Genomic DNA, 26,826 nt, shown 5'->3' with positions numbered 1-26,826 from the left:
TTTCACTAATGCAACACCTACTTTTCAAAAGTTCGTTTGTCCCCGGACTTTATGTTTTGAAGAAGGACGTAGAAAACATTTGTTTTAATGTCTATTTACCCCTTCAAAACCAAATTTTAACCCTCTTCAGGAAGGTTGAACACTCATAAGAAAAGGTATATTATCAATAAAAAGAGGAGGTGAAAGAATGGATCAAGAAAAATTGCTTCTGAAATTATCCGAACAAATCGACTCCCTTTCAGACCGAATGGATAGTGGCTTTAAAGGTGTAGATGAGCGGTTTAAAAGTATGAATAGACGATTTGAAAATATTGATAAACGCTTTGAAAGTATAGATAGACAATTTGAGAATATTGATAAACGCTTTGAAAGTATAGATAGACAATTTGAGAATATTGATAAACGCTTTGAAAATAATGATGAGCAGTTTGTGAGTATAGACACTCGTTTACAACGCATGGATCAGCGATTTGACGAAATGGACACTCGCTTTGATAACCTAATCTCTTATATGGACAGGCGATTTGACCGTATCGAATATGCTCAACAGCATGATATTAAAGCCATGTTGGATATCATTGATCAAAAAGTAAGTCGCACCCGGGTCGATATTGATTATTTAAGTGAAAAGACAGGTGTGCATGATGTAAAGTTGAATAACCTGTCTAAACGACTTGATGAATAAAGAAGACCCTTTCCTACTACCCCACAAAAAAAAGCACCTGGCCCAAGACCAGATGCTTCCTTCAATCTATATTAACGGTCGATTTTTTCTCCTACGTACGACTCAATCGCAAGTGGAGCAGTTAAGAACTGTGGTGCTTTCTCAACAAAAGCTGTGAAGTGGCTGCTTTTGCCATGCGCTTCAACTGAAGCCTGATCCTGCCATACTTCTACCATTGTATACGTGTTCTCTTGCTCTGTGCTTTTCATTAGATCATACGAAATGTTTCCGTCTTCTTTTCTTGAGTCAGCGATAAGTGAACGGATCTCTTCTAAGAAAGCTTGTTCTTTCTCAGGGTTTACTTGAAAATGTGCGTGAGTGATAATCATGATTATTCCCTCTTTCTCGTTTATTCGTTTATTTCCAGTCTGCGATTGTATCGATCGGAAGGCGTACAGATTCGTACCCATCTTCTGCTGCTTTACCGATTGAAATCAGCATAACTGGATAGTAACGGTCTTTATCTAGACCATAAGCTTCAGCAATCTGGTCCTTTTCATATCCGCCAATTGGGTTTGTATCATATCCATGAGCACGAGCTGCTAGCATGAACTGCATAGAAACAAGGCCACCATCGATCAGGTTCATCTCACGGTAAGCTTCTTCCGAAATCTGACTAATAAGACCTTGAATAGCAGGAACTTGGCGATCGCGAACATCTTGTGGCATTTTGCCCTGTTCAACGGCACTATCGAAAATGGTCTCAAGGTATTCAGTACTGTTCATATCTACAAATACAGCTACGACAGCTGCAGATGTTTCTACTTGCGTTTGGTTGAACTTCGCAAGTGGCTTAAGGGTTTCTTTCCCTTCTTCACTGTCTATGACAACAAAGCGCCAAGGTTGTAAGTTAACAGAAGAAGGAGCCATTGTCGCTTCTCTTAGAATTTCAGCCATCTCTTCTTGGCTAATTTTTACAGATGGATCGTAGTTACGAATGGAACGACGACCTGAAATAATTTGGTTGAAATCGTTGATGGTTGCTTTCGTCATGTTGAATTCTCCTCTACTCTATTGATTGTTCGTCTTCAATATCCCTCACGTTGCTCTCTACTCTCTTTAATAAATCAGATAAGACAGCACGCTCTTGATCTGAGATTCCTTTGAAGACTTGTGTAATAAACGTTTCTTTCTCTTTACAATAACGCTCGATCTTTGTTCGACCAGCTTCTGTTAGCTTGACGAATGTGACCCGGTTATCTTCAGGGTTTTTGCGACGAGTGACGATCCCTTTTTCATCCAGCTGCTTCAGGTGTCTCGTCACGGCCGCACCATCAATGTTGACCTGGTGGCGGAGCTCAGTTTGATTAATCTCATCAACTTCCATTAATTTATGAAGTAACTCTAGTCGTGACTGGCTTATCCCTGTACAGCGTTCAAATTTCGGGCTCATCTGTCTATAGATCTCATTCAATTGAAGAATGAGTTTCTCTTGTTCTTGATATGAATTCGTCAACAAATCCCCCTCCTCACCTAATTAATTGATGCATCAATTATTGACCCGTCAACTAATTTAATATAGATCCCTATGTTTTGTCAACTAGGACGAATCCATTCATTGACCCATCAATCATTGAGGCATCAATTACTATAAAACACAAGAGGTACATAAGTCAACGAAAGTACACTCTTCTTTATTCCCTCTCTGCTACCTCAACGTTCACGCTTTATTCAAATGTATGCTACAATGGTTTATTAGATAGGTAATAGAAAGGATTTTTTGATGTGGTATGATGAGGATTTCACTTATTACCATGAGGGATTCGAAATCAACAAAGCCGGATTCAGTGTTGTAGCGAAAATCCAAGAAGGGATCATTCATATGATTGACTTCGGGTTTTTGGATGTTGCTCCTTTATATCCAACAATGAGCCGGGAATTTATTGATACACTTATGTCTTTTGTACCAAAAGAGGTTGCGAAAGCCTTGCCTCGCTATAGAGGAAAAAATGCGGATTTGGTCTACTACTTTATGAACCGTGAAGGAAAGTGGTTCGAGTTCAATTATCACATGGATCGGATTGAGCCAGTTCAAGGCTTAGATAAATACAATATGAACGACACCGAAATGATTCCATGGGTCGGAGAAGCATTGAAACGCCAAAACGCTGAACATTGTCCAAGCTGCCGCGCCCTTTATTTAGAAAAAGGCAAAGTCGAATGCTTGCCGTGTAAAACCATCGGCCCCAACCACCCTCACAGAATGGCCGAGGCTGATAAAGTAGAATAGAAAAGCTAGAGGACGGCCTGAACCGTCCTTTTTTTGATGGATTAATTTCGTAATTTTATATCTTCTTTAAAGATAAAACACCTTCCTACAAGTTTGAGCCCCCTATATTTGACTCACTTCTCCTAAACTACTGAGCGTGGTATATCAAGGAAATATTGTAACGAAAAAGAATCCTAAACGACAAATAGATGAACGAACATACTATTCAAATACAGGAAGTGACAGGAGGTTAAGATATGAAAAAAGTGATGACCTTCACCCTGCTCGTACTTCTACTCTTTTGCGAAAGCGGTAGATTACTTGCGGTTGAAACAAATTTTACGGATAAGGATATGGTTCGTAGTAACAAGTATGAAGAAATAGAGCGCATGTTTTCACAAACCGGAACTCCTATCCATGATAATGGACACCTTCAAATTTCTCGTGAGGGAACGATCACCATATATATTAAGAACCAATCGGAGAAAGGGTATCAGGAGACACTTGAACAAATTAAGAAGAAGTATTCAGAGGTAAACGTAATTGAAGTGGTAAAGGTCGATCGATCGTACAATGAACTACTGAATTTACAGAAGCGTATTGCTACTGATCTGCGAGATATGAACGTGGAGCGATATACTCTTTATACAAATATGAAAAAAAGTAGGCAAATTTTACGAGTAGAAGAGATATCAAACGATAAGAAACAGAGGTTGAAGAAACAATACAAGGAAGAATTAAAAATTGAGTTAGGTCATGTAACCCCTACTCAGGAAGAGCCTGGGAACAGTATAGATCGAGTTAACCCTCTTACTGACGCAAAAAAGCCATTATCCGATTATGTGTGGGCAGGACTAGTCCTTGTTACGCCATGGATATTGGGGATTTTTCTCTAGAGGAATGAGATAAGAGGACGGTCGAGACCGTCCTTATTTGTGTTACATCGTCTCTATCAAGATCGCAATCACCAATCCTACTAAAAAGAAAAGAAGCGAAGCAAAAAAAGCGCCGCCTTTTCGGAATACAAAGGGCTCTCGTTTTTGGATTAAGCCTGTTTGTCCGCTTAATTGCGAAGAATGAAATTCAGAAACGACGCCCCCACTTGAAGAGAAGATGAACGTTAATACGCTAAATCCCATCCCCGTAAAGACCATAATTTCCATGAAACTCATATCGATTTGTGTGGCTAACGCAAACGTTAGTGCTGTTTCAATCACAAGCGTAATCAGTATAACAATCGCAACCTTCTTCATAATATCCCCCTAGATCTAAATATGACCATATTTTACCACAAACTTATATATATGCCCTCCGCTTACCATCATCCCTATCATAAATTCACGTACATCCCTCATCATCCAATACATGTCAAGACTAGTAATAACAAGACTTTTTATCTATTATTTTACATATACCTACATCTTAAGGAGTGGCTTTGATGACAGCGGATACGAAGGAAATAAGCCAGGAGTGGCTTGAGATACAAAAGACGGTAAAACAAGACTTTTTGAATTATGTTTCTAGGAAGGAAATGGCTAAAATTGCCCAGGTCTTTGACTTGAAAGTACAAGGATTTTCAAAGAAACGGTTGGTTTCTGCCCCGCCTCCTATGCTCAAACAAGTGATCACAAAATTTATGGACACACTAGCCGATTTAAGAATCTTCTTCCGAGGATTCACAGGACCCTTTATCGAGGATATGGAAGACTACGAGTTTTCTGAACTGATCTTACAGGCTTCTTTAGAAGAAGCAATGACTGATACGCAGAAAATGATGATTGTGGCTGTTCTTTTCCCAGAGCGTTATGAAGGTAATCGAAAGACGATGATCGAGAATTTGGAGAACGGAGAAGATGTATTCACTGGTCTTCAAGAATTTTCATTAGAGGAAATCTTAAAAGGCCATGCGCAAAAGCACGAAACAACTCTCTCCTCTCTGATCGATTCATTCCTTAAGAAACATACCGTCATAGAGGACCTACCTGAGGAGCTAGATCTTGTATCGTTTTTCGAAAAAGAGTACGAAGAGGAACATGGGACGCAATCCTTGCAAATTGTAAGCGAATACGACTTGAACGATGATGACTATTCTTCTGAAGAATTACTACCTTTATACAAACTTGCACTCCATGAGCTTATTGCATTTACCGAGAGAACCATTACGAAAGCGGACGAAGAGCGAGAGGAAGCGCTCCACGAGAAGGCTTCTGCTGAACGAAAAGCAAGTCGGTATTATAAGCGACGCGATGACCTCCTACGTCAGTTGAAAGAAAAAGAACAAGATCGACAAGATCGAGAGAAAGACGAAAGAGAAGAACGACTAGAGCTTCAGAGACAGTATGAAACGCTTGAACAGGAACTTGAGAAGGTGCGTCAGGAGTATAAAGATGCGATGAAGAAGCAAGAGGATGCCGAGATAGATGTGTTCTCTGAGCTTGATGACTTTTTGTTTATTACAAGCGAACGAACCGAGCGCTACGATTCTTTCATCCCTGAGAAGAAGCTGCTTACATACAATACAGATCGTTCGTTTTCTGAGCAGTTTAAGTTTATACCCGAGAACAAGCTGATCTTTATCGACACCAACGCCCTTTCATCTAAGGCACAGCTTGAAGTCAGGAAGTATTTGCAACAGAAACAGTACAGTTATAAGTTCGTCAGCGGTTCTCCTCAGAGCGTGTTCCGCAAAATTATTTTCTACCTAGAAGGAGATGCAACCTATGAAGCTATCAACTAAACTCCCGCATATCGTAAGAAGGCAACTGAATGACAGCATCTTCGTTGGCCGGTTAGCGACATCGTCTGAAATTCATACTCAAACGTTTCAGGATTCACCGATCGTGTTAAGCGAACATTCGGACCGGTTAACCTTTTATATTAAGCCGTTATCCCCTATCCCGAACGGACTTACCCGCTATTTTGGTAAGATGAGCGACCTGTTAACAGGGAATACTAACTCCATGAACAACGTGCGCTTGTTCAATGAATGGATCAACTACGATCGTCTTCCCTATCCAGAAATGAAGCCACGTGTCGAGGCCCTCTTTCAGGACAAGCTCGTTCTCTTCAAGCTGACCCATGCGAATGACAATATTTACGTTGAGTTGATTAAGCTTGAGTCCATCCCACCTGAAGAGGGGTATGTGGTGATTCCTGCTCCTGACTTACGGATCGGGGAAACGAACCAGGATCTTGAGTCCAAGTTAACGAACGAGAAACGGCCCATCACATTAAAGAAATACCCGAACCTTTTCCCGTCTCCATCCATGGTTCTGTTTGAGAACACCCTTTATAAAGTTGATCTAGAGTCTAAGAGTAACTCTACAACGTACTTCCAGAAGGATGACGCATCTGTTCAATACGCTACACTTGATCCAGATGAACTGATTGAACATGTTGATGCGGTTTACGAGCATCACTTGTATTTCTTATCTAAACAAAAGTTCGCTAGTTTGTGTGAGCTTTTTGAAACAAGGAAAAGAAAGCTCACTACAGAGCAACAGCCAACGGAAGAACAGCCTGCGGTTCTAGTAGAGAGGGACACGCCGACCCACTCTCGAGCTATTTCTGAGATGGAGTTTCTTCACCGCTTGCTTCATAAAGCAGGGTATGAGCACAAAATGTTTTACCGTGAAGAGGATCTGTATGCCTTTCATATGAGTGTGAAGACAAATCCACTCACCATTCTCGGTGGCATGTCTGGTACGGGAAAATCACAGCTTGCTCGTATATACGGAGAAACGCTAGGACTCGTAGAAGGTGAGACGATGCTTTTCTTACCGATCTCCCCTTCTTACCAGGACCCAAATGATATCCTTGGGTACTTAAATCCGACAACAGAGCTGTTCCACGAGAGCGATACAGGGCTTGTGAGTCTGCTTCAGCATGCAGCTGATTATCCGGATCAGCTCCATATGGTTATCTTTGATGAGATGAATTTATCGCAAGTAGAGCACTGGTTCAGTCCGTTTCTTTCCCTCCTTGAGATTAAGGGAGATAAGCACTTACAGATCTTTAACGATCACGTGACAGAACAAAGCGGGCGCTACCAGTCTCGCATTAAACTGGGGGACAATTTGATTTTTGTTGGAACCGTGAACTTCGACGAGACGACGAAATCATTCTCCGATCGTCTTCTTGACCGGACTAATATCATTACTCCGAAGAAGCCACCTTTCAAAGATACCATCGCCTTCTATGAAAAGGTTCACCGTTCTGTCCCTGTTTCACCTGAGCCAAGAAAGGTGAGCGCTTCTCATTTGCGCGGGGAATGGCGCTTTGCTAAAGAAGAGGTCGGACTTCACCTCTTAAACGAGTACGAGGTCCATACACTTGATGCGATTCACACACTGATGAATGAGAACGATCCCCAAAAAGGAGTCTCATTCCGCGTGGCACTTGCGATTGCTGATTACTTGTGCAACGTCCCCCATGACGAGCATGGAGAGCCTTTACTTTCTAGACGGGAGCTGTTTGATTTCCAGATCAATCAGAGAATCTTAACGAAGATTAAGGGAATGGATACGTTTGCCGGGCCTATGGTTGGTGAAATGAGTACGCCTACTGATTATGTCGATGGTTCTCTTGCCCAACTCTTTAAATCCGACCGTGCTCAGATGTCTTCTGATTTCACCTTGTCTCTGAAGACCCTTCAGAACAAAGCAAAAGAGTTGATGATGTATGGCTTTACCAATTAATGAGCAAGAGACGATTGAACTGAAGGCGCAAGGAATCGGGCTTTATTTTCAAACTGGGCGAAACGAAGTGCAGATTGATCGGTTGAGCCTGAATCAGAAGCGACATAACCTAATAGAAACGATTGTAGAGGTGTATGAATATCAGAAGTGGAGTGCCCTATTGATTGATTGGAAGGCCAGTCGTTCCGTTACGATCCGACTCGCCTCACAGGACGGAGAAGGACATTCACACGAGATTTCATTGGGGAAACACCAGCAAGTGCAGCCGTTATTTGATCCGTCGAAAGAAATGACCTTCCCCTGGCCATGTGGAACGTTTCTGTACGAAGTTGAGATTGGAGGTCAGACGTATTACGGCGCTGTCCGCATCATACCGCACCACTTCTCAAAGAAACAGTTCAATAGAATTGCAGCATATTTAGAAGAAGCATTAGATGGGCTGACTACAAACTACTACCAGGAGGTCAGTCTGTCCCTTAGTCCTGAACAGTTAATGGGAGAAAGCGATCTACGTTTTCTTCGTTGGCTCGATCGCTCCTTTCGCAAGCTCACGGTCGCACTGGATTGGATTGAGAAGGAAAACCAAATGAACGTGAGGCGCCACTACCAGGTGGAATCGCACCCTGGAAGGATGGATCGGCAGAGTGTGAAATGGGAGCACTCCTTTAAAGGAGCCGTTATGAGTGGGACGAAATTCTACAACCGCAAGCATCGACATGATGCGAATCTGCCTGAGAATCAACTCGTTAAATTTCGCACGAAAGCGGTTCTAAAACGAATGGACACCCTAATCCAGACACTCGAACAAGAACGACTCGTTTTCATAGAGGAACAAGAGAAACTTAAAAATGAAATTAGACAAATTCAATCCGACCGGAAAACGCCGCTTCATAATGTCACTTCACGTGATCAGACGCTATTAAAGAACAAACAGATCAGTAAAGAAAAGACACAAGAAGCCCATGGATTCAAGGTTTCAAGTATGGATCAGATGCTTCAGAAGGCAAAGTCCTACAGGCAACAGCTTCGCTACGTCATACGCCAAGGCTTTTGGAATGATGTGGATGATGTACATCCAAAGCTCCCTCGATCTGTCCAAAGCCGTGGGTATATTTCGTTCCATAAGCTATGGCATGAACTAGATGAATCCGAAGGACAAAAACCGTCACCGACGACACCTTCCAAAGGGTCTCCCTTGTTCCACTCTACCGGGAAAATGTATGAGTATTATACGCTTTTAACGATCGTCCAACTTATATCCGAGCGCGGCTTTTCCTTTAAGAAGGATACACTCTTGGGGCAGTTGCAAAAAGGATACCTGCACTCAGAGCTCCAAGGAGGAACAACAATCGTTCTTGAAAATGAGAACGGGGAACTCCATGTTGTGTACGAACAAGAACTTGAACATCGCTCAAGGGATGCGATTGTTAACGGGACGTACTTCTTCTCGAAGTTCAGAAGGAAAAAGCCAGATATCCGAATCGATTATTACAAGAAGCAAGAAGACGTCTCCCTTTATCATTCGTCGATTGCCGTGGAAGTGAAGTATAGTCCCCTTCGAAATATTTACTCGCCAGATGGCAACACAAAAGCCGCGGAGCAGATGAACGAATATGTCGGCATTAAATATTACTGCCCTATTCGTAAGTCGTTCTATAACCGAATCCGCGAAGTACTCTGCGTCTACCCCGGAAGTCGCGCAGAACCTGTCCTCCTTGATACGGAAGCCGGAAAGTTTGTTCAGCTTTATCCTACTGAAGATGGGGCTGTTGGGATGGAGACGTTAGGTGAGGTGCTTGATGGATGGTTGGATCCAGAGGTGTGGTAATGGATTGGATCACTATCTCATGAAAAAACGGCTCAGGGTTTCGAATAGAACTCTGAGCCGTTTTGTTACTTTTACTTCTCCTTTATGCCAAAACCGATTCAGAACTACGTCTTCTTAAGACTTCATCAATCACAAAGAAAAGAGCTGCTACTGGCACAGAATAGACAAATAAGAAAGGATACACAATGACCGGAATGGTAAGACCCATGTGAAAGATAAAGGAGAACATCACGCGTGCGTCACCGAAGTTTCTGGTCATCCTCTCAATTCCCATAGAGGCCACGCCTCCAAGAAGCGTCCCACAGCCAATATAGATCATATAGAGGACGGCGTTTGATAGAAACCCATCACTCTCAAATAACTGAAACTGATACGCATAGAAAGCTGAAGTAATAATGGTTGTACTCAGTGCGGCATAAATTTTCCTAAGAACCATGACTATCCCTCTTTCTCTTCCTTTCTTCGTAACGATTCTCATACTTCTTATCCATCTTCTTAATAAGGGCCCCTACCCCGAAGCTAATCCACGTGAACACCATCATGAAGAGCGCATACACAGTGTTCTCTACCCATGTAATATCATTCGACCATAAGAAGTCGGAAATGAGCGTGACGAGAAAGGCACCAACAAACATCAATACACATGTTAATAAAATTCTACGAAACAATAGACCACCTCACCATTTATATGTTTGGCTAATCCACACAAGGGATCCGCTAAAAACACAGATCGAATATACAACTTGTACAATCCAACCGTTCTTGAAGCATGTAGCAATCCCCTCTTGATTTAACCTCGTTCAGAACCGTCTTAAGACTATGTAGATGTCGCCTCTTCCTTTTGTTTATAACAATAATTCCCTTATGCCATCTTAGTACGTTCTCACCTAGAATAAGTTTCACTCAAACCATAAAAAATGTAAATGAATTCCACACACTCACTCACCCTTTTACAAAGCACCGCAGTAAAGGGTGTCTGGCACCCTTCACCTCTTTATTGTCTTAAAGAATTCGCGCGCACCAGTAGACGCAATATTAAAAATATTAGCTCTACTCGTTTGTTTATAGATTTTGCTGCGGTTGTAAGATATAATATTTTTTATGAAAAGTTCGTAAAGTAATAACTGAACAAACTACATGAATAATATGATCTGCTCGAACAATCTAGGAGGAATAAGTTGAAGAATTTTACACCGATGTACTGGATAGCCTTAACAATAGGAGTTGCATTTGTTAGTTGGGGAGCGATTTTCCCTGATCATCTTCTGAACACAATGATGACGGTACGCAATGGCATCTTAGACCAATTTGGCTGGTTCTATCAAATTGCTGTTACGTTTATGTTGATTATTTCATTTATTATTGCCTTTAGTAAATTTGGAAAGATCAAGCTTGGAAAGGACAATGAACAACCTGAATATGGTACGTTAACATGGTTTGCGATGTTATTTAGTGCTGGTATGGGAATTACTCTATTATTCTACGGATTAAGTGAACCTGTTACCCACTATGCCAACCCGCCCGTCGGACAAGGAGAAACGATTGAATCTGCCAAACAAGGGTTAAAGATTAGTTATCTTCATTACGGATTACACGCTTGGGTTATATACGCGATTGTCGCCCTTGTTCTCGCCTACTTTAACTTCAGAAAAGGGTTGCCTGGCTTAATGAGCGCCACACTCATTCCTTTATTCGGAAACCGCATGAAAGGTAAATGGGGATATGTCGTCGATATTATCGCCGTCTTTGCAACGATTTTCGGAGTTGCCATCTCTTTAGGTGTTGGAGCTAAGCAAATCAACAGCGGTCTGAATTATTTATGGGGAGTGCCGACTAACTTTAGCGTGCAACTTATCATAATGGGAGTTACGGCTGTCTTGTTCATTTACTCAGCTGCAACAGGGTTATCAAAAGGAATTAAATATTTAAGTAACACCAATTTAATCCTTACAGTTGTCTTATTTGTCACATTCTTATTCTTAGGACCTACTAAATTTGTATTAGAAACGTTCACGACAACACTAGGATCTTATATGCAAGATTTCACGCGTATGGGAATGCGCTTTGCACCCTTTAACGCAGAGGACAACCAGTGGGTAAAAGACTGGACGATCTTCTACTGGGCATGGTGGATCTCTTGGACACCGTTTGTAAGTACGTTTATCGCCCGTGTTTCTAAAGGAAGATCGATTCGTGAATTCTTAGTTGCTGTCGTCATTGCACCTGCTCTTGTTTGTACGCTTTGGTTTGGAGTGTTTGGAGGAGCTGGCATTTACTTTGACTTCGTACAAGGACTCGATGTTGCTGGACAGAGCTTAGAATCATCTTTATTCTATGTGTTTGACCAATTGCCATTAAGTGGACTGCTTTCCTTCATAGCCATCATTCTTGTGATGACGTTCTTTATCACATCTGGTGACTCAGCCACGTTCGTCCTTGCTATGCAAACGTCGAACGGAAGCCTGAACCCACCGTTCTTTGTTAAGTTCAGCTGGGGTGTGATCCTAACTGCGATTGCGGTTATTCTGATGGGAGCCGGAGGACTCGATGGTCTGCAAGCCGCTGCCATTATAAGCGGATTCCCGCTTACGATCATTCTATTATTAATGATCTTTAGCTTGCTTAAGTCTTTAAGAACAGAATTTAGTCCATCTACTTCAGAGAACACAGCAAAACGAGATAACATATCTCAAGATGAAACCTATCAAACCACCTATTCAACTGAATCATAGTCAGTTTTCTCGAAATGAAACGAGTTAAAAGTCCAAGCTTTTAACTCGTTTTTTTATAGGACTCATCATTTTTTCTCATCAAATTGCTTCACTCCTTTTAACTCTATCAAACTAAAAAAGCGCCTCTGTTCGTATACAGAAACGCTTCTCCTTTTTAGGATGAAGTTTTTTGAGCTCTTCTACTCTTTTGCAACGAGCGGGCATTCCATGCACAAACAACAGCTGCCGCCCCATCTATGACAGGAATAGTGCCTGCTGTAAAAATCGAATAGAAAAAAGAGATTGCAAAAATCGGAGCTAAGACGATCATCAGGTAGAATAAAAATGTTTTCATAAGTGTAGGACTCCTCCTATGAATTCCTCCAACTATGGTAACACATCTATCCCTGCTCAACTATCGACTAAAAAATAGAGGCCTCTCCTAAAGGCATATGAACACCCTCAAGAAGAGAGCACACATCCTTCTTGCCCACTAAAATAATAATCGAATTCCATTACTAGGATGGTTTTTAGTTGATTGTTCCCATAAGGAAATCTATCATAAAAAGTAAGGGGGAAAGACCATGACGACAACCAATATACAAACAAACATTCATGATTACCATGTGGTGCAGGCGATTGAAGATAACCTTGCCACAATCCGGTTTGATTTAAACCGCCGAGTACAGTTTGTGAATGAGAACTTCGCTAAAGCTCTTGGATACACAAGAGACGAGATGTACGGAATGTTACATAGGGAGCTTTGTTTTCCTGAGCTTACACAAGATCGAACCTATGAAACATTTTGGCGGGACCTAGAGAGAGGAAAGTCTTTTCAAGATAAGATTAAGCGGAAAGATGCGAAGGGCAATGCCATTTGGCTCGAAGCTACGTATATGCCCGTGAAAGATGATTCAAGACGAGTCGTAGGCGTGTTTAAGGTGGCCACAAATATCACATCCCGTCAGAATACGATTCATTCGGTATCGAGTAAATTAGAAGCGATGTCAGAAGATCTCACTCAAAAATCGCAGTTTGGTATTGAACGGAGCCAGAACTTTTTGAAGACGATTGAAAGCATATCAGAAGTCTCGAATTCAAATATTCAGACGCTAAACAATCTTCAACAAGATGCAAAAAGCATACAAGGAATTGTGAAGACGATTAAAGATATTGCCGCTCAAACTAATTTACTTGCCTTAAACGCAGGGATTGAGGCCGCAAGAGCTGGTGAACATGGACGAGGGTTTGACGTGGTGGCAAAAGAAGTAAAAAAACTATCAGAGAAAGTAGACGGTTCCATTAAAGAGGTTAAGACGAGCATTGAGTCTATCTCAAATGAGATCAATACCATTACAAGCGGCACCGAACAGGCTCAATCAAACATCCAACATAGCCAACAGCAAGTACAAGATGCCCTCGAGGACTTCGCTAACATCCTTAAAGCTGCACATACGCTAGAAAATCAGGCCAAGGATTTCTCTACTATTCTATAGATGACAAAGCTACCGCATACGGACGGTAGCTTTTTTTTACGTATGGCTAACTTTCTTCACTACCTATAATTTCAGAAGGCTTCACTAAGCGAAAAGCACTCAAAAACACGACAAGGCCATTTATGAAATACGGAACAGAAGCTAGCACTCCGATCGTTCCAGCCAGCCCTTCCCCTTTTCCTATTAACGTAATCCCCATACTAATAGCAAACATCAATAGCGGGGTGGAGAAGATGAACAACATTCCCGCCCAAAGCCGCTTTTTAAAATCGCTACCTGCATAGGAGAAAGCCCATTTATTCACCGCGTAAAACACAGCTACTACCAAGACCCCTACTAGAATCCACTCAAGAATTTCCACATTCACACCCTCCTTTACCAAATTCATCTCACCCAAACTCTACCATATTTCTTCTTTTTTGAGCACCTCAAGAAGAGAGAGAAATCTACATTCTCATCCTTTATGCCCATTTTTGTATGATTTTACCACTTTAGGTGTTATAATGGAACAAGATGAATTGGAACAAAATGGGGTGGAAAGATGATCTATATCCTTTATTTGATTCCTATAATCTTAGGAATCTATTATATCGCGAATGGCATCCGCCACGTCGGCGTTTCGCGCTTTCTCGCACCTTTCATACTCGGCCCAATCTCTCTCATTCTTATACTTTTGCGTATTTTTGGTGATTTTGAGAACGAGGGGGTCAACATGCTTCTTTTCGTGATCGCCGTTGTGCTCAGCTCTTCCTTTTTATTTACTTCGATGGTCCCTACTGAAAAGGAATTTTCCGCCCAGTCTAAAAGTCAGAAGGTTGATTAGAAGAAAGCTCTAAGTGATCGCACTTAGAGTTTTTTTCATGTCTCAATGCCTAATCATTTTCATACGAAGCACAAACGTTTACCATGAGAATAGCTACATCACCAACAAGAAAGGTCGTGTTCAATATGTTTCCACACCACTGGTCAGTGGACAAGATTCCTTCGATGCAGGGACAAACCATTATCGTAACAGGCGGCAATAGCGGATTGGGGCAAGAAGCTGTCCGCGTCTATGCTACAAAAGGAGCCACAGTTATTCTAGCTTGTCGCTCTCTCGAGAAAGGTCAGCAAGCTGCCCACCGCATTCTTTCCATGTTCCCTCAAGCCAACATTGATGTGATGGAGCTTGATTTAGCTAGCCTTCAATCGATTCATACATTCGCCGATCAATTTAAAACCAAATACAACAAGCTAGACATTTTGATGAACAACGCAGGTGTCATGACCACCCCTTACGGAACAACAGAAGACGGGTTCGAGCAACAGCTAGGCACTAACCACCTCGGCCATTTCGCCCTCACCTCCCTTCTATTCGATCACTTGAAAAAGGGAGATCACGCTCGAATTGTGAACATCAGCAGCAATGCTCACAAACAAGGCGACCTTGATTTCGATAACTTAATGTATGAAGGCGGCAAAGGCTATTCTCCTATGAAGGCCTACTCTCGCTCCAAGTTAGCGAACCTCCTGTTCACCTATGAACTACAGCGCCGCGTTGAGCGTGCGGACTTAGATATTAAAGTTCTCGCTGCCCACCCAGGCGGTGCAAATACGAATTTAGCAAGACACATTGAAAATAAGTTCTTATTCAAGATGCTACGAGGCGTGCTTGAACGGGTTACTCAAAGTGCTTACGACGGAGCCCTCCCAGGCATTCGCGCCGCAACGGACAAGGATGCGAAGGGTGGCCAGTACTACGGCCCATCTGGCAAATGGGAAGTAAAAGGCGACCCTGTCCTTGTAGAACCGAAAACGCGGGCTCTTGATGTGAACGATGCTGATCTTTTATGGAAAGAATCAGAACGATTGACGGGTGTTCCGTTTACTGTATAGGTAAATAAAACGGGACTTGTTCATGTAGAACAAGTCCCGTTTTCTATTCCTCCTCATAATTGGCCAGCGTAATCGCAATCTCATCTTCAATCTCTTGCGCAGAATCTAAATAGTTATTAAGAATAATAGAGAAAATCAGCTCTTCCCCGTTCTTGGCAGTTACATATCCAGACAAGGACGTCACACCGGTTAAGGAACCTGTTTTAGCCTGGACATTCCCTTCTGCCAGCGTATCGCCCATCCGGTAACGGAGTGTCCCTCCTTCAAAGCGGCCGCTGTCACCCGCTACAGGTAAAGACTCCAAATAATGATCAAACCACTCCTCTTTTCTCACTTTGTAAAGGAGGTCCGAAATTTCATTAGCCGGCACCATGTTGACGTGCGACATGCCAGATCCATCGCGTAGACGCATCGTATCTGCATCGACGCCAATACCTGATAAGTAGTCTTCTACCACATTCAACCCTTTTTCCCAGCTGCCTTCACCATGGGTGACTTTCCCCATCTCTTTCACTAACACTTCAGCATGTCCATTGTTACTCAGCTTCATAAACGGGATTAGCAGCTCTTCAAGGGGCATGGATTCTTTAGAAACGAGCTGTTTTGCCTGATCCGGAGTCTCTCCATTCAGCTGCTTCTCGCCTTTCACTTTAATTCCTTGATCCTCTAGAGCCTGGTGGAATAAGTCTAATGCCAAACCTGATGGTTCAGACACAGCCACCCACGAACGAGAACGACTTCCGTCAACCGGAATCGTGCCTTCGACAACAATTTGATTCGTCCCATGCTCGCGTACGATCGAAATGTCTTTTTCCTCATCAGCCCCTACTGTTTCTGTTCGATTCACAATTTCAACGTAATCCGTCTTTGGTGTTACTTGAACGTCAGCTTGCTCACCTTCTTCATCACCCGGATACGCAGCAACAATCGCCGTACCGGCGTCATAATCTTCATTCGGCGCTGCTGTTAGCGCAGATACTTGAGCTGCATAGTAGTTCGTTTCATCATTCCAAGAAATATCCTCTGACAATCGTACATCATCGTACCATGTATCATCGGCAATTACGTCCCCTTTAACTTCACGAACGCCCGCCTCATGTAAAGCCTCTGCCATCTCCTCGAAGTCTTCCTTCATTAAAGTAGGATCACCCTTACCCTTCAGATACAAGTTACCGTGCAACTTGCCCCCTTTCATATCCCCATCAGCCAAAACCTCTGTCGGAAAACGATACTCAGCCCCTAACGTGTCAAGCGCGGCCGCAGCCGTCAACAGCTTCATATTCGAAGCCGGCTTCAAGCGAAGATCTTCATTGTATTCATACATCACCTTACCCGTCCCAGCCGAACGAACACTCACCCCAGCAAGTGCCCCGTCCAATTTCTCATCACTTAAAATACCAGTCAGCTTAGAGGACAACGACTCCTCTTCATCCGTCGCGTTAATCTCAGTAACGGGAGCGGACTGATAAGGAGCCATTAACAAAAACGAAGCTAGAAACAGGACAATGATTTGTTTACCTTTCTTTGAAAACATATGTAATTTCATTCCTCCTTGAATCATGTAGTATTCCTAACACTACCAAAGAATACAGAAAATTCAATTTTTTATAAGGGGATAGATGGAAAACAGAACCATTGTATGACATTCTTTATGACTTTAGCCTTATACATGATGCCCCTAGGCTTTGAGTTCATTCAGTTAGAAAGATGTAGATGGGAGCTGGGAGGGGGAGCGGGGGGATGACTTGAGCCGGTTTCTTCTCATCTTGAGCCAGTATGACGGAACTTAAGCCGTCCTCTCCCAACTCGAGCCGTCGCACCCTGCTCTTGAGCTGTTATTTTCTTCTCTTGAGCCGTTTTTCGAAATTTTTGAGCCGTTACACCCTCTTCTTGAGCCGTCGCTCCCCCCCGCCCCACCACAATACACCAAAAAAAGCTGCAAAGGTCTCTAGACCTTTGCAGCTTCAATCATTATATCTATTTTAGAATTCGACTAGCACCTCAATGACTTTCTGAGCCGTGCTTTCAGATGACATTGGGTTTTGACCGGTTACGAGTTTTCCGTCGCGGACGGAGTAGTCAGTCCAGTCTTCGCCACTTTCGAATTCTGCGCCTTGTTCGCGTAGTTTGCTTTCAAGTAAGAATGGCATATGGTCTTCTAATTCCATGCCACGTTCTTCTGAATCTGTGAAGGCGTTGACTTTCTTGCCTTTCACGATTGGAGTGCCGTCTTCGTAGGTAGCGTTGACAAGGCCGGCTGGTCCGTGGCATACGGAGCCAATTACTTTGTCATTTTCAGCCATTTGTTGAAGGGCATATTGCAACGAGTCACTATCTGGGAAGTCGAACATCGCGCCGTGGCCACCTGGTAAGAAGATGGCGTCATAACCTTCGTCGACAATGTCTTTTGTTAGTTCTTCTGTATCTTCAAGTTGTAAACGTGCTTCTGTCCATTTCGGTGTCTCCTCATCAGGTACACTGTTTGGATCTAGCTCGACTTTACCTCCTGAAATAGAAGTAACGCGTACATTGTAGCCCTGTTCTCTAAACATATTGTAAGGGGCTGCGAATTCTTCAAGCCATAGGCCTGTTTTATGTTGATCTGTTAATTTAGTGTGATTGGTCACGACCATTAGTATATCTTTAGACATGATTGTTCCTCCTCTAAAAATCTTAATACTGTTATATCGTCTCACATCCTCCTCTATACCCTCTTCTCCTCAATGATACTCATCTTTCATCAAAAAAATTTTCTACTCGATTTACGACAAGCGCTTAAAACCCATCTATTGTCGCTTGCAAAATTCCCAGAAAACCTTCATATTTGAGGAAAAGGAGGCCGAAAATGCGACACGACATACAACAAAATGAACGAGCGTTTTCCACGAAAGAAGTGGCCGAAGAAGTAGGAATCGCTACCACGACCGTACGTCGATATGGCCAAATCCTGGAACGGAACGGTTATGAATTTTTTAAAGATGGCGACCGGCGAATTTTCGTTAAATCAGATGTGGAATCGATTCGAGCGATTAAAGAAACGTCCCTCACCCAAGATGAAGCAGCCCAGGAGGTTGTAGCGAAACAAAAGGAAATGTTAAGCGGTTATAATGAACGAGCGATCGCGACGGCAGGTACATATAACCAAAATTTATCGGATCCAAAACAAACTCATGAATTGCTGCAACTCCTTGCTACTGAACTAGCAGCATCACGTGAAATGAATGTGCAGCTTAAGCAAGATATGGATGATTTGAAGACGACTGTCTCACGCCTCCAGCAAGACCACCACGTCATTAGCTCTGGAGTCGGTAACTTCTCTCAAAAGACTCATACCAAGATGGATAAAATGATTGAAGAACAAAAAACTCAATATGAAACATTACTCGAACAAGAGCGGGAAAAAAGCGAAGCGTTACAACAAGAGCTGCGTCAAATCCGTGAAGACCAGCAGAAAGAATGGGAAGCGCAGAACGCCTTTAACCAGCAGCTTGAAGTAACGGTAAAGAACTCTAAGAGTCCTTTAGAGCGATTGCTTAACTTGTTCCGTAAATAACGCATCCAGACTTCCCCATCAGGCGATCGCCCTACCTGATCAGGAAGTCTTTTTTATTTTTCTAGATTTTTTTCAAAAAAGGGTGATCCAAATCGATTTCTCTCCCGATAGCTATGTGAAAGAAAAAAACAAAACCTCATATACAAAACTTTATTAAAGGAGAGAATCGATTTATGAAACTATTGAAAAAAGTATTTGCACTAACGATGACCTTACTACTACTTGTGCCATCGGTATCCATGGCCCAAACGGACTCAGGACCAACGGCTAAGACACCAGCTGCTGATTTACGAGCAACGTTAAGCCAACTTCTATCCAATCACTTTGTCTATCAAACAATTTCTATGACGAAAACGTACGATGGCGCTGAAGATGTTGAAGCAGTTAATGAGGCGCTTGAACGAAATGCGAATGATTTAACGAAAGCCATTGAATCGATTTATGGAAAAGAAGGCGCTCAGCAATTCGAGAAAATCTTTGACTCTCAGTACGAGAATACACCAGGGTTTGCTGAAGCTGTAAAGAATGGAAATAAGGAAGCTGCGGAGCAAGCAAGGCAACAGCTCAATCAGGAATTCCCGAAAGAATTAGGGAACTTCTTAAGCGAAGCAACTGGGGGTAACCTGCCTGCAGACACGGCAGTGAAAGTATTACGTGCCCACGAACAAGATGTACAAGATGTTTTCAACGCTTATGTTGAAGGGGACTATAAAAAGGCCTATCAATCATTCCGCACCGGCTTTGACCGCATGTTTGATATTAGTAAAGCACTATCTGGTGCAATCGTAACCCAGAATAAAGACCAATTTAACCACACCATGGTCGATACAAAAGCGGCGGACCTTCGCTCTACTCTAAACCAGCTTGCTTCTGAACACTTTGCATTGGCGACTTTAGAAATGCAAAAAGGGTACGACCAGGCGGAAGATTATGACTTCGTGACATGGGCTGAGGATCAGCAAACAGCCGATTTCAAAGCAGCTATTAAGTCCATTTATGGAGCAGAAGCTGCGGATCAGTTTGAGAAAGTGTGGCAGAAAGACCATATTGCAGCTCAATCACAAGTGGTAGCAGCTACCCTTCAGGACAATGGAGATGAAAGAAAACAAGCTGAAGACCGTTTGAAAGATTTCTCTGAAGAATTCGGAATGTTTTTATCTCAAGCAACGGACGGAAAACTTCCAGAAGACAGCGCGAAAGAAACGGTTTGGATGCATGAAGAAGATGTTCTTATGACATTTGACCACTATGTAAATGGCGATTATACGTCCACTTACGAATCATTTGATAAAGGATTCTCGTACATGTACAACGTTGGCGAAACGCTAAGTGAAGCCATTGTGAAGCAAATGCCAGATACGTACAAAATGATGCCATCTGAAATGCCAGATACAGGACTTGGCACAAGCGAGCAAACTGGCTCAACTTGGATGTGGGCCGCATTTGGAATCCTTGTTCTCTTATCAGGCGGCGTGCTAGCGACTAGAAAGCGTGCATAGTCCCTGCACACAATCGGATTTCTTTGAGGGGCCATTCGCCCCTCTTTTTTTCCGTTATGCTATCCTTTTACTAAATAGGTATCAAAAAGAAAGGTGATGGGTATGAAATGGAAGGTTTACTTTGGAATTGTAGGCATGGCTTTTCTTCTCCTTCTCGGCTATGAAAATAATGTTTTCGCCAACCTTCTTAATCAAGAGAAGCAGATGGAGCAAGGAGAGGAAGTTGAACAAGTAACAAATGTGGAAGAATCATCGTATTTAAACCAGGGAGATGATAAACAGAAAGACCCCCTACAGCAGGAGTTTACGGTTCTAAATAAAGCTGAAAATCTGAATTCTTCAAATGTTAACACCGATGATCCCATGGAACAGGAAGACCAAGGAATTGTTCCAACCCACCTGTCGATCCCAGCTATTGACGTGGACACAGAAATTGAGAAAGTTGGCATTCTCGACAACGGCCAGATGGGAGTACCAGACAGCACAGAGACCGTTGGCTGGTTTGAACCTGGTACGAAGCCTGGTAACACTGGTAATTCCGTCATCGCAGGGCACGTCGACAGTTACAAAGGCCCAGCTGTTTTCTTCTATTTAAAAGATCTTCAAAAAGGCGATGAGGTGACGGTTACAGACAAAAACGGCAAAAAGCTAACGTATGTCGTTAAAGCTTTGGAGAGTTATCCTTATGACAATTCCCCAATCGAAAAGATTTTCGGTACAACCGATAAGAAGCGCTTGAACTTGATTACCTGTACCGGAACATTCGATCATGAAACCAACAACCATCTAGAACGCTTAGTCGTCTATACAGAACTGAAAGAAGATGAGCAGCAAACGAAGGAAAAAGAAGTGGAGAAAGAACTGAAATCTCCTGAGAAAGTTGAAGTAAGCGGCACGTTCGTAACGTGGCATGCCGTACGTGATGAAGATGTCATTGGCTACCGCGTCTACCGTAGCGCTGACGGAGAAACATTTGAGAAAGTAGCCAGCGTATCTTCTTTTGAACGAAAAAATTATACCGACCCTGATGCGTCAGAGTATACGTATTACGTCACCGCTGTCGATGAGAACGGAAATGAGTCGAAGCCATCGAAAAAAGCAACAGCCGAATAACCTGAAAGCCCATCTCTTTTTAAACTCTCCCCTTGTGGAGAGTTTTTTTGTTCGTTTATCGACGTCTTAGCCGGACTCGCCATCGAATCGTGGTGAGCAGAGCGGATCCGGGCAGAGTGAGGCGACGCTTGAGCCGTTTTCTCGCTAACTTGAGCCATTCCACTTCTTCTTGAGCCGTTTCCCGCTAGCTTGAGCCGCCCAGGGCATGACTTGAGCCGTTATTTTGAGCGCTTGAGCCGTTCTCTTTCAAACTTAAGCCAGTTCACTACCAACTTGAGCCGTTACGCCCGGACTTGAGCCACTATCTCCCCACTTGAGCCGCCACACCCGAACTTGAGCCACTATCCCCCCTTAAACCACACACCAAACCCCCGCCAGATCACCAGCGGGGGCTTGCCCTCCCAATCCCGAACCTCCTCCTACTCTCTCCCTCAAAAAACCCGAATCCGGTTCAACCTCTCTCCTAACCGCTGAAACCCATCTCCCCTTTCTCGTTCGACCGGTCTGCAAAAAGTGTAATAATCGACTTCACGAAGGAAGTAGATTAGACGTGCGCCTGCAAACAAAAAAGCGCTGGTGGAGCCTATGGCAAAGCCGACCCCGTACCAGTCAATTCCTTTAAAGAGAAGCATCCATGTGATTGCGCCATTCAGAGTGAAGAATAGGCCGCTTGTCCATACCGCTCCTTTTTGATCATCGAAATACAACAGTAGCAGCGTGATGACAAGGACCATAGCATTGGAAAAGGCGCCTACTGTTGTCACTCGGAAGATTTCTCCGATTTCACGGTCCATCCCTACCCAGGCAACGAACCAGGCAGAGAAGAGTATGGCTAAGAAGGAGACAACGCCTTGACTGCGCAGAAGCCGGGCCATTTCTTGACGCAATACGTGATTCATTTTATCTTTAGCCCGCTCTATTTGGTCATAGGTTCCACCTTGGTTAATAAACCCGTAAAAGGTGCGGTATCGTTCATAGAAGCGGGTTTCCACCGCTACGACAAATATAACAAGCGTTGGTATAATCGTTAGATACGACCAGAATATAGCTGTGTCATAAAGACGATTGGTCAAGAACGTACCAGCAACAACCGTCCCGCCCTCTCCGAACCATATAATCCAATTACACACCCAAATCCCTGCGTTGTATAAAAAACCTGCACCAAATAGAGCAGGGTAACGGTCATAGTAGGCCAAGTAAGAGAACTGACCCTCTCGATTACAGTTTGGAAATGTCATGAGCATGGCAAACATCAATCCAAAAAGAGTCACCACCATCCCTAACGTAAACCCGAGAAGCATGAGAAGGGACATCGAAATGGGGAATGAGCTGGGCACAAGCGGAATGAGAAGAACAGATAAGATCCCAATACCCCCTCCTACTAAAAAGCTGTAGGCAACAGCTTGGTAATACTTAGCTGCACTTAAGAAAATAAACATGACCCAAATGAGATTAATAGTCATAAACAACGTTAACAGAACAATCTTGTATCCTAAGTGAAGGGGCGAGTAAAACGCAAATAGTACCCAAACCGTCAGTGAGATCAGAATCGTTACTTTGCTAACCCCTAGGAAAGTTGGGAATAACCGATCATACAATTTTTCATAGAATAAGTCCGCAACATAACGGGTTACGATTAAGTGTTGAATGCCTAAAATGACTTGAGAAAAGATGAAACAATACGCGACAGATAGAGTAAAGATTTCTCGTTCAGCAAGCTCTACACCAGACATAAAATACGAAAGCCATTGAATGATTGTAATGGTTAGAAGGACAATGAGCCAGGGGCCGGAGGTAACAAGGCCCGCAAAGGCATAGGCTTTAAATCTAGAGGAATAGTAATCTTCTTGAAAGAGCTTTTGTAGTTTAAATCCGATGCCCGCCATAAACAGTCCCCCCTATCCTGTAAAGTTCGCGGTATTGATCAATCATATGATGGTATTGATAAAAAGCTGCCACGCGTTTTCGTCCATTTTCTCCGAAATGCTTCCGTTCATTCGGATAATCCATGAACCATTCGATCTTGTCTGCGACAAGGTCCGGATGTACTGGGGGCACAACGAACCCAGCTGGACCAAAGGGATCATCGTCCCTCCCATAGATGAGCTCAGCACATCCACCCACATCGGTTACAACGAACGGCAACCCTGATGACATCCCTTCTAGAACAGCTAATGGCTGCCCTTCTGAGATACTTGTTAACACCCCAACATCAAACGTTGGCAAGTAGTCAACAATATCAACCTTCCCCACAAGTTTCACCATGTTCTGAAGTCCATTTTGCTTAATGAGGATCTGGCATTTCGTTGTATATTCTTCGTCTTCATCGAGAGGTCCCATTATGATCCACTCAAACGCTCGACCTCTTTGCTCTAAAATTTTGGCAGCCGTAATCATGGTTTTCACATCTTTAATCGGAACGATCCGTATTATTGCACCAATCCGAAACGGGCGCTTTGTTTCGTCACTAGGAAGTTGCGATAGCCGCTCATAATCCACTCCATTCGGAATAATAGCTGTCTTCTTTGAATCAGCTCCAATACCAAGCTGATGATCCTGATTATTCTTAAACAACGTGAGAATTTGATCGGCCTCAATGTATGCTTGTCTTGATAGGTGATGGAAGAAATTAATCCAATGCTTTTTGTAAAAAGAGGGAATCCAGGTAGCCTGCAAGATTTCTTCCTCACGCTCTCTGGAGTAAATGCCATGTTCTGTTACGTAATAGGGGATCTGTTGACCTTTGGCCATATAAGCTCCAAGTAGCCCTGCATAGCCGGTTGAAGCGCTATGGACTAAATCCACCTTCGGGACTTGTTGGTGCAGAAGTCTAATTACCGGCTCAAACATCCCCCGCCACATCCACAAAAAATCAATAAACGACCCATGATGCGGTTCAAGGTGATAGCTCTTTTTCACCGTTTCATAAAACACGCGACTGGTAAAAAACTGTTCACTTGAAGGGATTGCATCACCCATTACGAATAAGGCGTTCGTATCAACTTCTTCAAACATCAACCATCTCTCTAAAGATTGAATATCGTCCTCCTCTAAATTAAATCGCCCCTTGGAGCGTTTCTCCTCATCTTGATTCAGAACAAGGTTATGAAGACCTGTGACATTTGAAGGTAATCGATACTGCATGTCTTCTTCGGTGTAGCGAGTTGGGTTAATCGAGATAATCTCAAACTCATGATGAGGCATTTGCCGAATAATGGTGTGAATCCAACTCGACACCCCGCCGCTTACATAGGGGTAACTGCCCTCTACAATTAAGCCAATTCTCATGCCTCATCCTCCTTTATTTCAAGTGTGACAGATGGTTGACGTAGCGTGACGATGTACAAGTTTGATGAATCTCCCATAGAAGTTATTGTCCCAAATGAGAACTCACCTGCCTCGAGACGCTTCCCTGCTTGCAGTCGAACGAGAGCCACAGAAGGATCTAGCAAGTGTTCACCAGATAGCGTGATGGTATGATCCCCGTAGTGAACATCGATGGTGGATTGCTGATAGGTTACTAGCTTCTCCCTAGCTTTTTGTTGGGTCATGCCTTCTAAATAAGGAAAATGAGTGGTCAAGAAAGAATACATCTTATCCAAATCCGCCTGCATTTCTTCCCAATCCCTTTCCTTGGCACGGTCAGGGTCTGTCCGGTCATCAGGATGAATAAAGTGTGAGAAAATTCCAAGGTTCGCCAACGCATCAGTCATTAAGAAGAAATCTTCCTCTGTATCCCCGTGACCACTTGCCGTCCGTGGAAAGTGGTAAAGATCAGCATACGTTTTGTCGAACTCGAATTCCTGGATAAACGACTCCCCGCCTTCCTCTCCGTAATAAAGGGAAGCCACTACGTTTAAAGAGGGGATCGACTCCATAAGCGCCTCTAATCCTGTCGGGCCTAATATGTTTGAAGGAGGAACGTAAGATTGGAACTGTTGTTCAGGGAAATAATGATGGAAAAGCTCTTCGGCTTCCTTCAGCTTCTTCTTCATGATCGATTTCCGCTTCCATGGAACGTATCCATGGTCTTCATCCACAGGAATCTCATCTTCCGTGACCACGAGCGGCTGATGATTGTAACCATGAAGGGCTATTTCCCCGCCTCCCTTTATTATTTGACGACCGTAGTACACCATCGGATACTCTCTTAATTCGATTAACTCATCCGCCCCTAAACGCTGACGTTTTTCATACGTACCAATGACGGCTCCTGTATAAACGAGATCATAAGCCTCCTGCAACTCCTGCATACTCTCCCACCAAACGTCTTTTACAAAATCACCGTACTCGATTGTCTCTACCGTTCCATCTTTAATAGGTGAAGGAAAATCATCTAAATAACTAATCTTGATGCCCACCTGATTCATGACTAAGGCAGGAGGTAATAGGGATAGCGACTGCAAGAGGAGCCCTCTAGTCCCTTTATCTTTTGTGATGGTCGTGTTCCAATACCCCACCTTCCCTTCCCCGTAGTCGTATGTCCACATGACAGGGTAATCATTCACTGATAGGTAGAGCTCTGCTTCTTCTTTTAATGTAATATCTAATTGACTATGAGAGAAGAGCGTTTGGTCCGATGAAAGGTTAGGATAGCCTGGGAACAGTGGCTTTTCAAACGTGAGTCCTGTTTGGGGGGTTTTGAGGAAACCATTGGAGCTTTCGATTCCTACTAGGTCGTTCCATTCTCCCCTCACTCCTCCATATCGTAACGCCACCATCAGCCGTCCCCCACGGTTTACGAACGATTCAATCTCCTTAAAAGGCCATTCTTTCGCATGTTCTCCGGCAACGACTACAATATGATTAGGACTTGGCTCAAGGGATGAAAGAGCTTCTTCTGTTACGGTTTGAAACGGAATTTTGGCATATTGAAGGGCGTACCGAACGTTGTCTATAGCTTCCTTCGAGTCTGTGCTGTCGTTCTCTAGCAGACTAATCTGAATAGGTGTCCCATCTTGCTCCCTTACATCCGAGCTCATCGTCTGGAATCGCTTCTCTTCTTGATCTGCCAGTGGGAACCATGTATAAACAGCCGATACTCTCCCCCACTGCAATAGCGCAACGCATAGAAGTATAGCGAAAATAATGACAGCAAACGTAGCGTGAATATTCTTCACA

The 26,826-nt window shown here is 43.3% G+C and carries 25 protein-coding genes; 12 read left to right on the top strand and 13 right to left on the bottom strand.

Annotated features, from left to right (window positions below):
* The first annotated feature begins 187 nt into the window (after window positions 1–187).
* Entirely contained in the window at window positions 188–685 is a 498-nt protein-coding gene (locus ACYX4O_RS05670) for a hypothetical protein (protein WP_476355357.1), read from the top strand.
* A 71-nt stretch (window positions 686–756) separates the two neighbouring features.
* Here the strand turns inward: ACYX4O_RS05670 and ACYX4O_RS05665 are convergent, their stop codons facing one another.
* The 3 genes from ACYX4O_RS05665 to ACYX4O_RS05655 are packed head-to-tail and all read right to left on the bottom strand — an operon-like array spanning window position 757 to window position 2,180.
* Complete coding sequence (locus tag ACYX4O_RS05665) at window positions 757–1,053, bottom strand: putative quinol monooxygenase (RefSeq protein WP_476355355.1); 297 nt, start codon at window positions 1,051–1,053, stop codon at window positions 757–759.
* Between the two features lie 28 nt (window positions 1,054–1,081).
* On the bottom strand, window positions 1,082–1,717 hold the full coding sequence (locus ACYX4O_RS05660; protein ID WP_476355354.1) for a nitroreductase family protein: 636 nt from the start codon (window positions 1,715–1,717) through the stop codon (window positions 1,082–1,084).
* 13 nt (window positions 1,718–1,730) lie between these two features.
* Entirely contained in the window at window positions 1,731–2,180 is a 450-nt protein-coding gene (locus ACYX4O_RS05655) for a MarR family winged helix-turn-helix transcriptional regulator (protein WP_476355352.1), read from the bottom strand.
* 264 nt (window positions 2,181–2,444) lie between these two features.
* On the opposite strand from ACYX4O_RS05655, the gene ACYX4O_RS05650 reads away from it, so the two are divergent.
* Window positions 2,445–2,954 (top strand): hypothetical protein, encoded by a 510-nt coding sequence (locus ACYX4O_RS05650; protein WP_476355351.1) that lies wholly within the window; start codon window positions 2,445–2,447, stop codon window positions 2,952–2,954.
* A 236-nt stretch (window positions 2,955–3,190) separates the two neighbouring features.
* Window positions 3,191–3,829, top strand: a complete 639-nt coding sequence (locus ACYX4O_RS05645; protein WP_476355349.1) for a hypothetical protein — start codon at window positions 3,191–3,193, stop codon at window positions 3,827–3,829.
* A gap of 42 nt (window positions 3,830–3,871) precedes the next feature.
* Here the strand turns inward: ACYX4O_RS05645 and ACYX4O_RS05640 are convergent, their stop codons facing one another.
* Entirely contained in the window at window positions 3,872–4,186 is a 315-nt protein-coding gene (locus ACYX4O_RS05640) for a hypothetical protein (protein ID WP_476355348.1), read from the bottom strand.
* 185 nt (window positions 4,187–4,371) lie between these two features.
* Between ACYX4O_RS05640 and ACYX4O_RS05635 the strand changes: the two genes are divergently transcribed.
* From ACYX4O_RS05635 to ACYX4O_RS05625, 3 genes are read left to right on the top strand one after another with little or no spacing between them, the layout of a single operon-like run.
* On the top strand, window positions 4,372–5,670 hold the full coding sequence (locus ACYX4O_RS05635; protein ID WP_476355346.1) for a hypothetical protein: 1,299 nt from the start codon (window positions 4,372–4,374) through the stop codon (window positions 5,668–5,670).
* Complete coding sequence (locus tag ACYX4O_RS05630) at window positions 5,654–7,630, top strand: McrB family protein (protein ID WP_476355345.1); 1,977 nt, start codon at window positions 5,654–5,656, stop codon at window positions 7,628–7,630. Before ACYX4O_RS05635 ends, ACYX4O_RS05630 begins: the two co-directional genes overlap by 17 nt.
* Window positions 7,614–9,458, top strand: a complete 1,845-nt coding sequence (locus ACYX4O_RS05625; protein WP_476355343.1) for a hypothetical protein — start codon at window positions 7,614–7,616, stop codon at window positions 9,456–9,458. Before ACYX4O_RS05630 ends, ACYX4O_RS05625 begins: the two co-directional genes overlap by 17 nt.
* Window positions 9,459–9,540: 82 nt before the next feature.
* On the opposite strand, the gene ACYX4O_RS05620 is transcribed toward ACYX4O_RS05625, so the two are convergent.
* Entirely contained in the window at window positions 9,541–9,894 is a 354-nt protein-coding gene (locus tag ACYX4O_RS05620; protein ID WP_476355342.1) for a hypothetical protein, read from the bottom strand.
* The gene (locus tag ACYX4O_RS05615; RefSeq protein ID WP_476355340.1) at window positions 9,884–10,126 is read right to left on the bottom strand and encodes a hypothetical protein; all 243 of its coding nucleotides are present in this window, start codon (window positions 10,124–10,126) and stop codon (window positions 9,884–9,886) included. The genes ACYX4O_RS05620 and ACYX4O_RS05615 overlap by 11 nt, the downstream gene beginning before the upstream one ends.
* A gap of 510 nt (window positions 10,127–10,636) precedes the next feature.
* On the opposite strand from ACYX4O_RS05615, the gene ACYX4O_RS05610 reads away from it, so the two are divergent.
* The gene (locus ACYX4O_RS05610) at window positions 10,637–12,190 is read left to right on the top strand and encodes a BCCT family transporter (RefSeq protein ID WP_476355339.1); all 1,554 of its coding nucleotides are present in this window, start codon (window positions 10,637–10,639) and stop codon (window positions 12,188–12,190) included.
* Between the two features lie 154 nt (window positions 12,191–12,344).
* Here the strand turns inward: ACYX4O_RS05610 and ACYX4O_RS05605 are convergent, their stop codons facing one another.
* Entirely contained in the window at window positions 12,345–12,524 is a 180-nt protein-coding gene (locus tag ACYX4O_RS05605) for a hypothetical protein (protein WP_476355337.1), read from the bottom strand.
* A gap of 229 nt (window positions 12,525–12,753) precedes the next feature.
* Between ACYX4O_RS05605 and ACYX4O_RS05600 the strand changes: the two genes are divergently transcribed.
* Window positions 12,754–13,665, top strand: a complete 912-nt coding sequence (locus ACYX4O_RS05600; protein ID WP_476355336.1) for a methyl-accepting chemotaxis protein — start codon at window positions 12,754–12,756, stop codon at window positions 13,663–13,665.
* A gap of 46 nt (window positions 13,666–13,711) precedes the next feature.
* Here the strand turns inward: ACYX4O_RS05600 and ACYX4O_RS05595 are convergent, their stop codons facing one another.
* A complete protein-coding gene (locus ACYX4O_RS05595) occupies window positions 13,712–14,026 on the bottom strand; it encodes a hypothetical protein (RefSeq protein WP_476355335.1) in 315 nt (104 codons plus the stop codon).
* 608 nt (window positions 14,027–14,634) lie between these two features.
* On the opposite strand from ACYX4O_RS05595, the gene ACYX4O_RS05590 reads away from it, so the two are divergent.
* Complete coding sequence (locus ACYX4O_RS05590) at window positions 14,635–15,540, top strand: oxidoreductase (RefSeq protein WP_476355334.1); 906 nt, start codon at window positions 14,635–14,637, stop codon at window positions 15,538–15,540.
* 43 nt (window positions 15,541–15,583) lie between these two features.
* Here ACYX4O_RS05590 and dacB read toward each other — a convergent pair whose 3' ends face one another.
* Both dacB and ACYX4O_RS05580 read right to left on the bottom strand, forming a co-directional pair.
* Window positions 15,584–17,086 carry a D-alanyl-D-alanine carboxypeptidase/D-alanyl-D-alanine endopeptidase gene (gene dacB / locus ACYX4O_RS05585; protein WP_476355332.1) on the bottom strand — a complete coding sequence of 501 codons (1,503 nt, stop codon included), beginning with the start codon at window positions 17,084–17,086 and terminating at the stop codon, window positions 15,584–15,586.
* A 436-nt stretch (window positions 17,087–17,522) separates the two neighbouring features.
* A complete protein-coding gene (locus ACYX4O_RS05580) occupies window positions 17,523–18,191 on the bottom strand; it encodes a type 1 glutamine amidotransferase domain-containing protein (RefSeq protein WP_476355331.1) in 669 nt (222 codons plus the stop codon).
* 194 nt (window positions 18,192–18,385) lie between these two features.
* Between ACYX4O_RS05580 and ACYX4O_RS05575 the strand changes: the two genes are divergently transcribed.
* The 3 genes from ACYX4O_RS05575 (at window position 18,386) to ACYX4O_RS05565 (ending at window position 21,705) form a co-directional block, all read left to right on the top strand.
* On the top strand, window positions 18,386–19,093 hold the full coding sequence (locus ACYX4O_RS05575) for a winged helix-turn-helix domain-containing protein (protein ID WP_476355329.1): 708 nt from the start codon (window positions 18,386–18,388) through the stop codon (window positions 19,091–19,093).
* A gap of 173 nt (window positions 19,094–19,266) precedes the next feature.
* Window positions 19,267–20,592, top strand: a complete 1,326-nt coding sequence (locus ACYX4O_RS05570) for a copper amine oxidase (RefSeq protein WP_476355328.1) — start codon at window positions 19,267–19,269, stop codon at window positions 20,590–20,592.
* 102 nt (window positions 20,593–20,694) lie between these two features.
* On the top strand, window positions 20,695–21,705 hold the full coding sequence (locus ACYX4O_RS05565; RefSeq protein ID WP_476355326.1) for a class F sortase: 1,011 nt from the start codon (window positions 20,695–20,697) through the stop codon (window positions 21,703–21,705).
* A gap of 431 nt (window positions 21,706–22,136) precedes the next feature.
* Here the strand turns inward: ACYX4O_RS05565 and pelG are convergent, their stop codons facing one another.
* From pelG to ACYX4O_RS05550, 3 genes are read right to left on the bottom strand one after another with little or no spacing between them, the layout of a single operon-like run.
* Window positions 22,137–23,591: an exopolysaccharide Pel transporter PelG gene (gene pelG, locus ACYX4O_RS05560; RefSeq protein WP_476355324.1), complete on the bottom strand. Its 1,455-nt coding sequence runs from the start codon at window positions 23,589–23,591 to the stop codon at window positions 22,137–22,139.
* On the bottom strand, window positions 23,572–24,993 hold the full coding sequence (gene pelF, locus ACYX4O_RS05555) for a GT4 family glycosyltransferase PelF (protein ID WP_476355322.1): 1,422 nt from the start codon (window positions 24,991–24,993) through the stop codon (window positions 23,572–23,574). The genes pelG and pelF overlap by 20 nt, the downstream gene beginning before the upstream one ends.
* Complete coding sequence (locus ACYX4O_RS05550) at window positions 24,990–26,825, bottom strand: DUF2194 domain-containing protein (protein WP_476355321.1); 1,836 nt, start codon at window positions 26,823–26,825, stop codon at window positions 24,990–24,992. Before ACYX4O_RS05550 ends, pelF begins: the two co-directional genes overlap by 4 nt.
* Window position 26,826 lies beyond the last annotated feature (1 nt).

The sequence above is a fragment of the Pontibacillus sp. ABV4_188 genome (assembly GCF_056311905.1).
Note: the sequence above shows the minus strand (reverse complement) of the source record. Positions and strands in the feature narration are given on the sequence as shown.

Coding starts and splice junctions, on each gene's coding strand:
- ACYX4O_RS05670 (WP_476355357.1), top strand. CDS start 188: ATGGATCAAGAAAAATTGCTTCTGAAATTATCCGAACAAATCGACTCC.
- ACYX4O_RS05665 (WP_476355355.1), bottom strand. CDS start 1,053: ATGATTATCACTCACGCACATTTTCAAGTAAACCCTGAGAAAGAACAA.
- ACYX4O_RS05660 (WP_476355354.1), bottom strand. CDS start 1,717: ATGACGAAAGCAACCATCAACGATTTCAACCAAATTATTTCAGGTCGT.
- ACYX4O_RS05645 (WP_476355349.1), top strand. CDS start 3,191: ATGAAAAAAGTGATGACCTTCACCCTGCTCGTACTTCTACTCTTTTGC.
- ACYX4O_RS05640 (WP_476355348.1), bottom strand. CDS start 4,186: ATGAAGAAGGTTGCGATTGTTATACTGATTACGCTTGTGATTGAAACA.
- ACYX4O_RS05635 (WP_476355346.1), top strand. CDS start 4,372: ATGACAGCGGATACGAAGGAAATAAGCCAGGAGTGGCTTGAGATACAA.
- ACYX4O_RS05630 (WP_476355345.1), top strand. CDS start 5,654: ATGAAGCTATCAACTAAACTCCCGCATATCGTAAGAAGGCAACTGAAT.
- ACYX4O_RS05625 (WP_476355343.1), top strand. CDS start 7,614: ATGGCTTTACCAATTAATGAGCAAGAGACGATTGAACTGAAGGCGCAA.
- ACYX4O_RS05620 (WP_476355342.1), bottom strand. CDS start 9,894: ATGGTTCTTAGGAAAATTTATGCCGCACTGAGTACAACCATTATTACT.
- ACYX4O_RS05605 (WP_476355337.1), bottom strand. CDS start 12,524: ATGAAAACATTTTTATTCTACCTGATGATCGTCTTAGCTCCGATTTTT.
- ACYX4O_RS05600 (WP_476355336.1), top strand. CDS start 12,754: ATGACGACAACCAATATACAAACAAACATTCATGATTACCATGTGGTG.
- dacB (WP_476355332.1), bottom strand. CDS start 17,086: ATGAAATTACATATGTTTTCAAAGAAAGGTAAACAAATCATTGTCCTG.
- ACYX4O_RS05580 (WP_476355331.1), bottom strand. CDS start 18,191: ATGTCTAAAGATATACTAATGGTCGTGACCAATCACACTAAATTAACA.
- ACYX4O_RS05575 (WP_476355329.1), top strand. CDS start 18,386: ATGCGACACGACATACAACAAAATGAACGAGCGTTTTCCACGAAAGAA.
- ACYX4O_RS05570 (WP_476355328.1), top strand. CDS start 19,267: ATGAAACTATTGAAAAAAGTATTTGCACTAACGATGACCTTACTACTA.
- ACYX4O_RS05565 (WP_476355326.1), top strand. CDS start 20,695: ATGAAATGGAAGGTTTACTTTGGAATTGTAGGCATGGCTTTTCTTCTC.
- pelG (WP_476355324.1), bottom strand. CDS start 23,591: ATGGCGGGCATCGGATTTAAACTACAAAAGCTCTTTCAAGAAGATTAC.
- pelF (WP_476355322.1), bottom strand. CDS start 24,993: ATGAGAATTGGCTTAATTGTAGAGGGCAGTTACCCCTATGTAAGCGGC.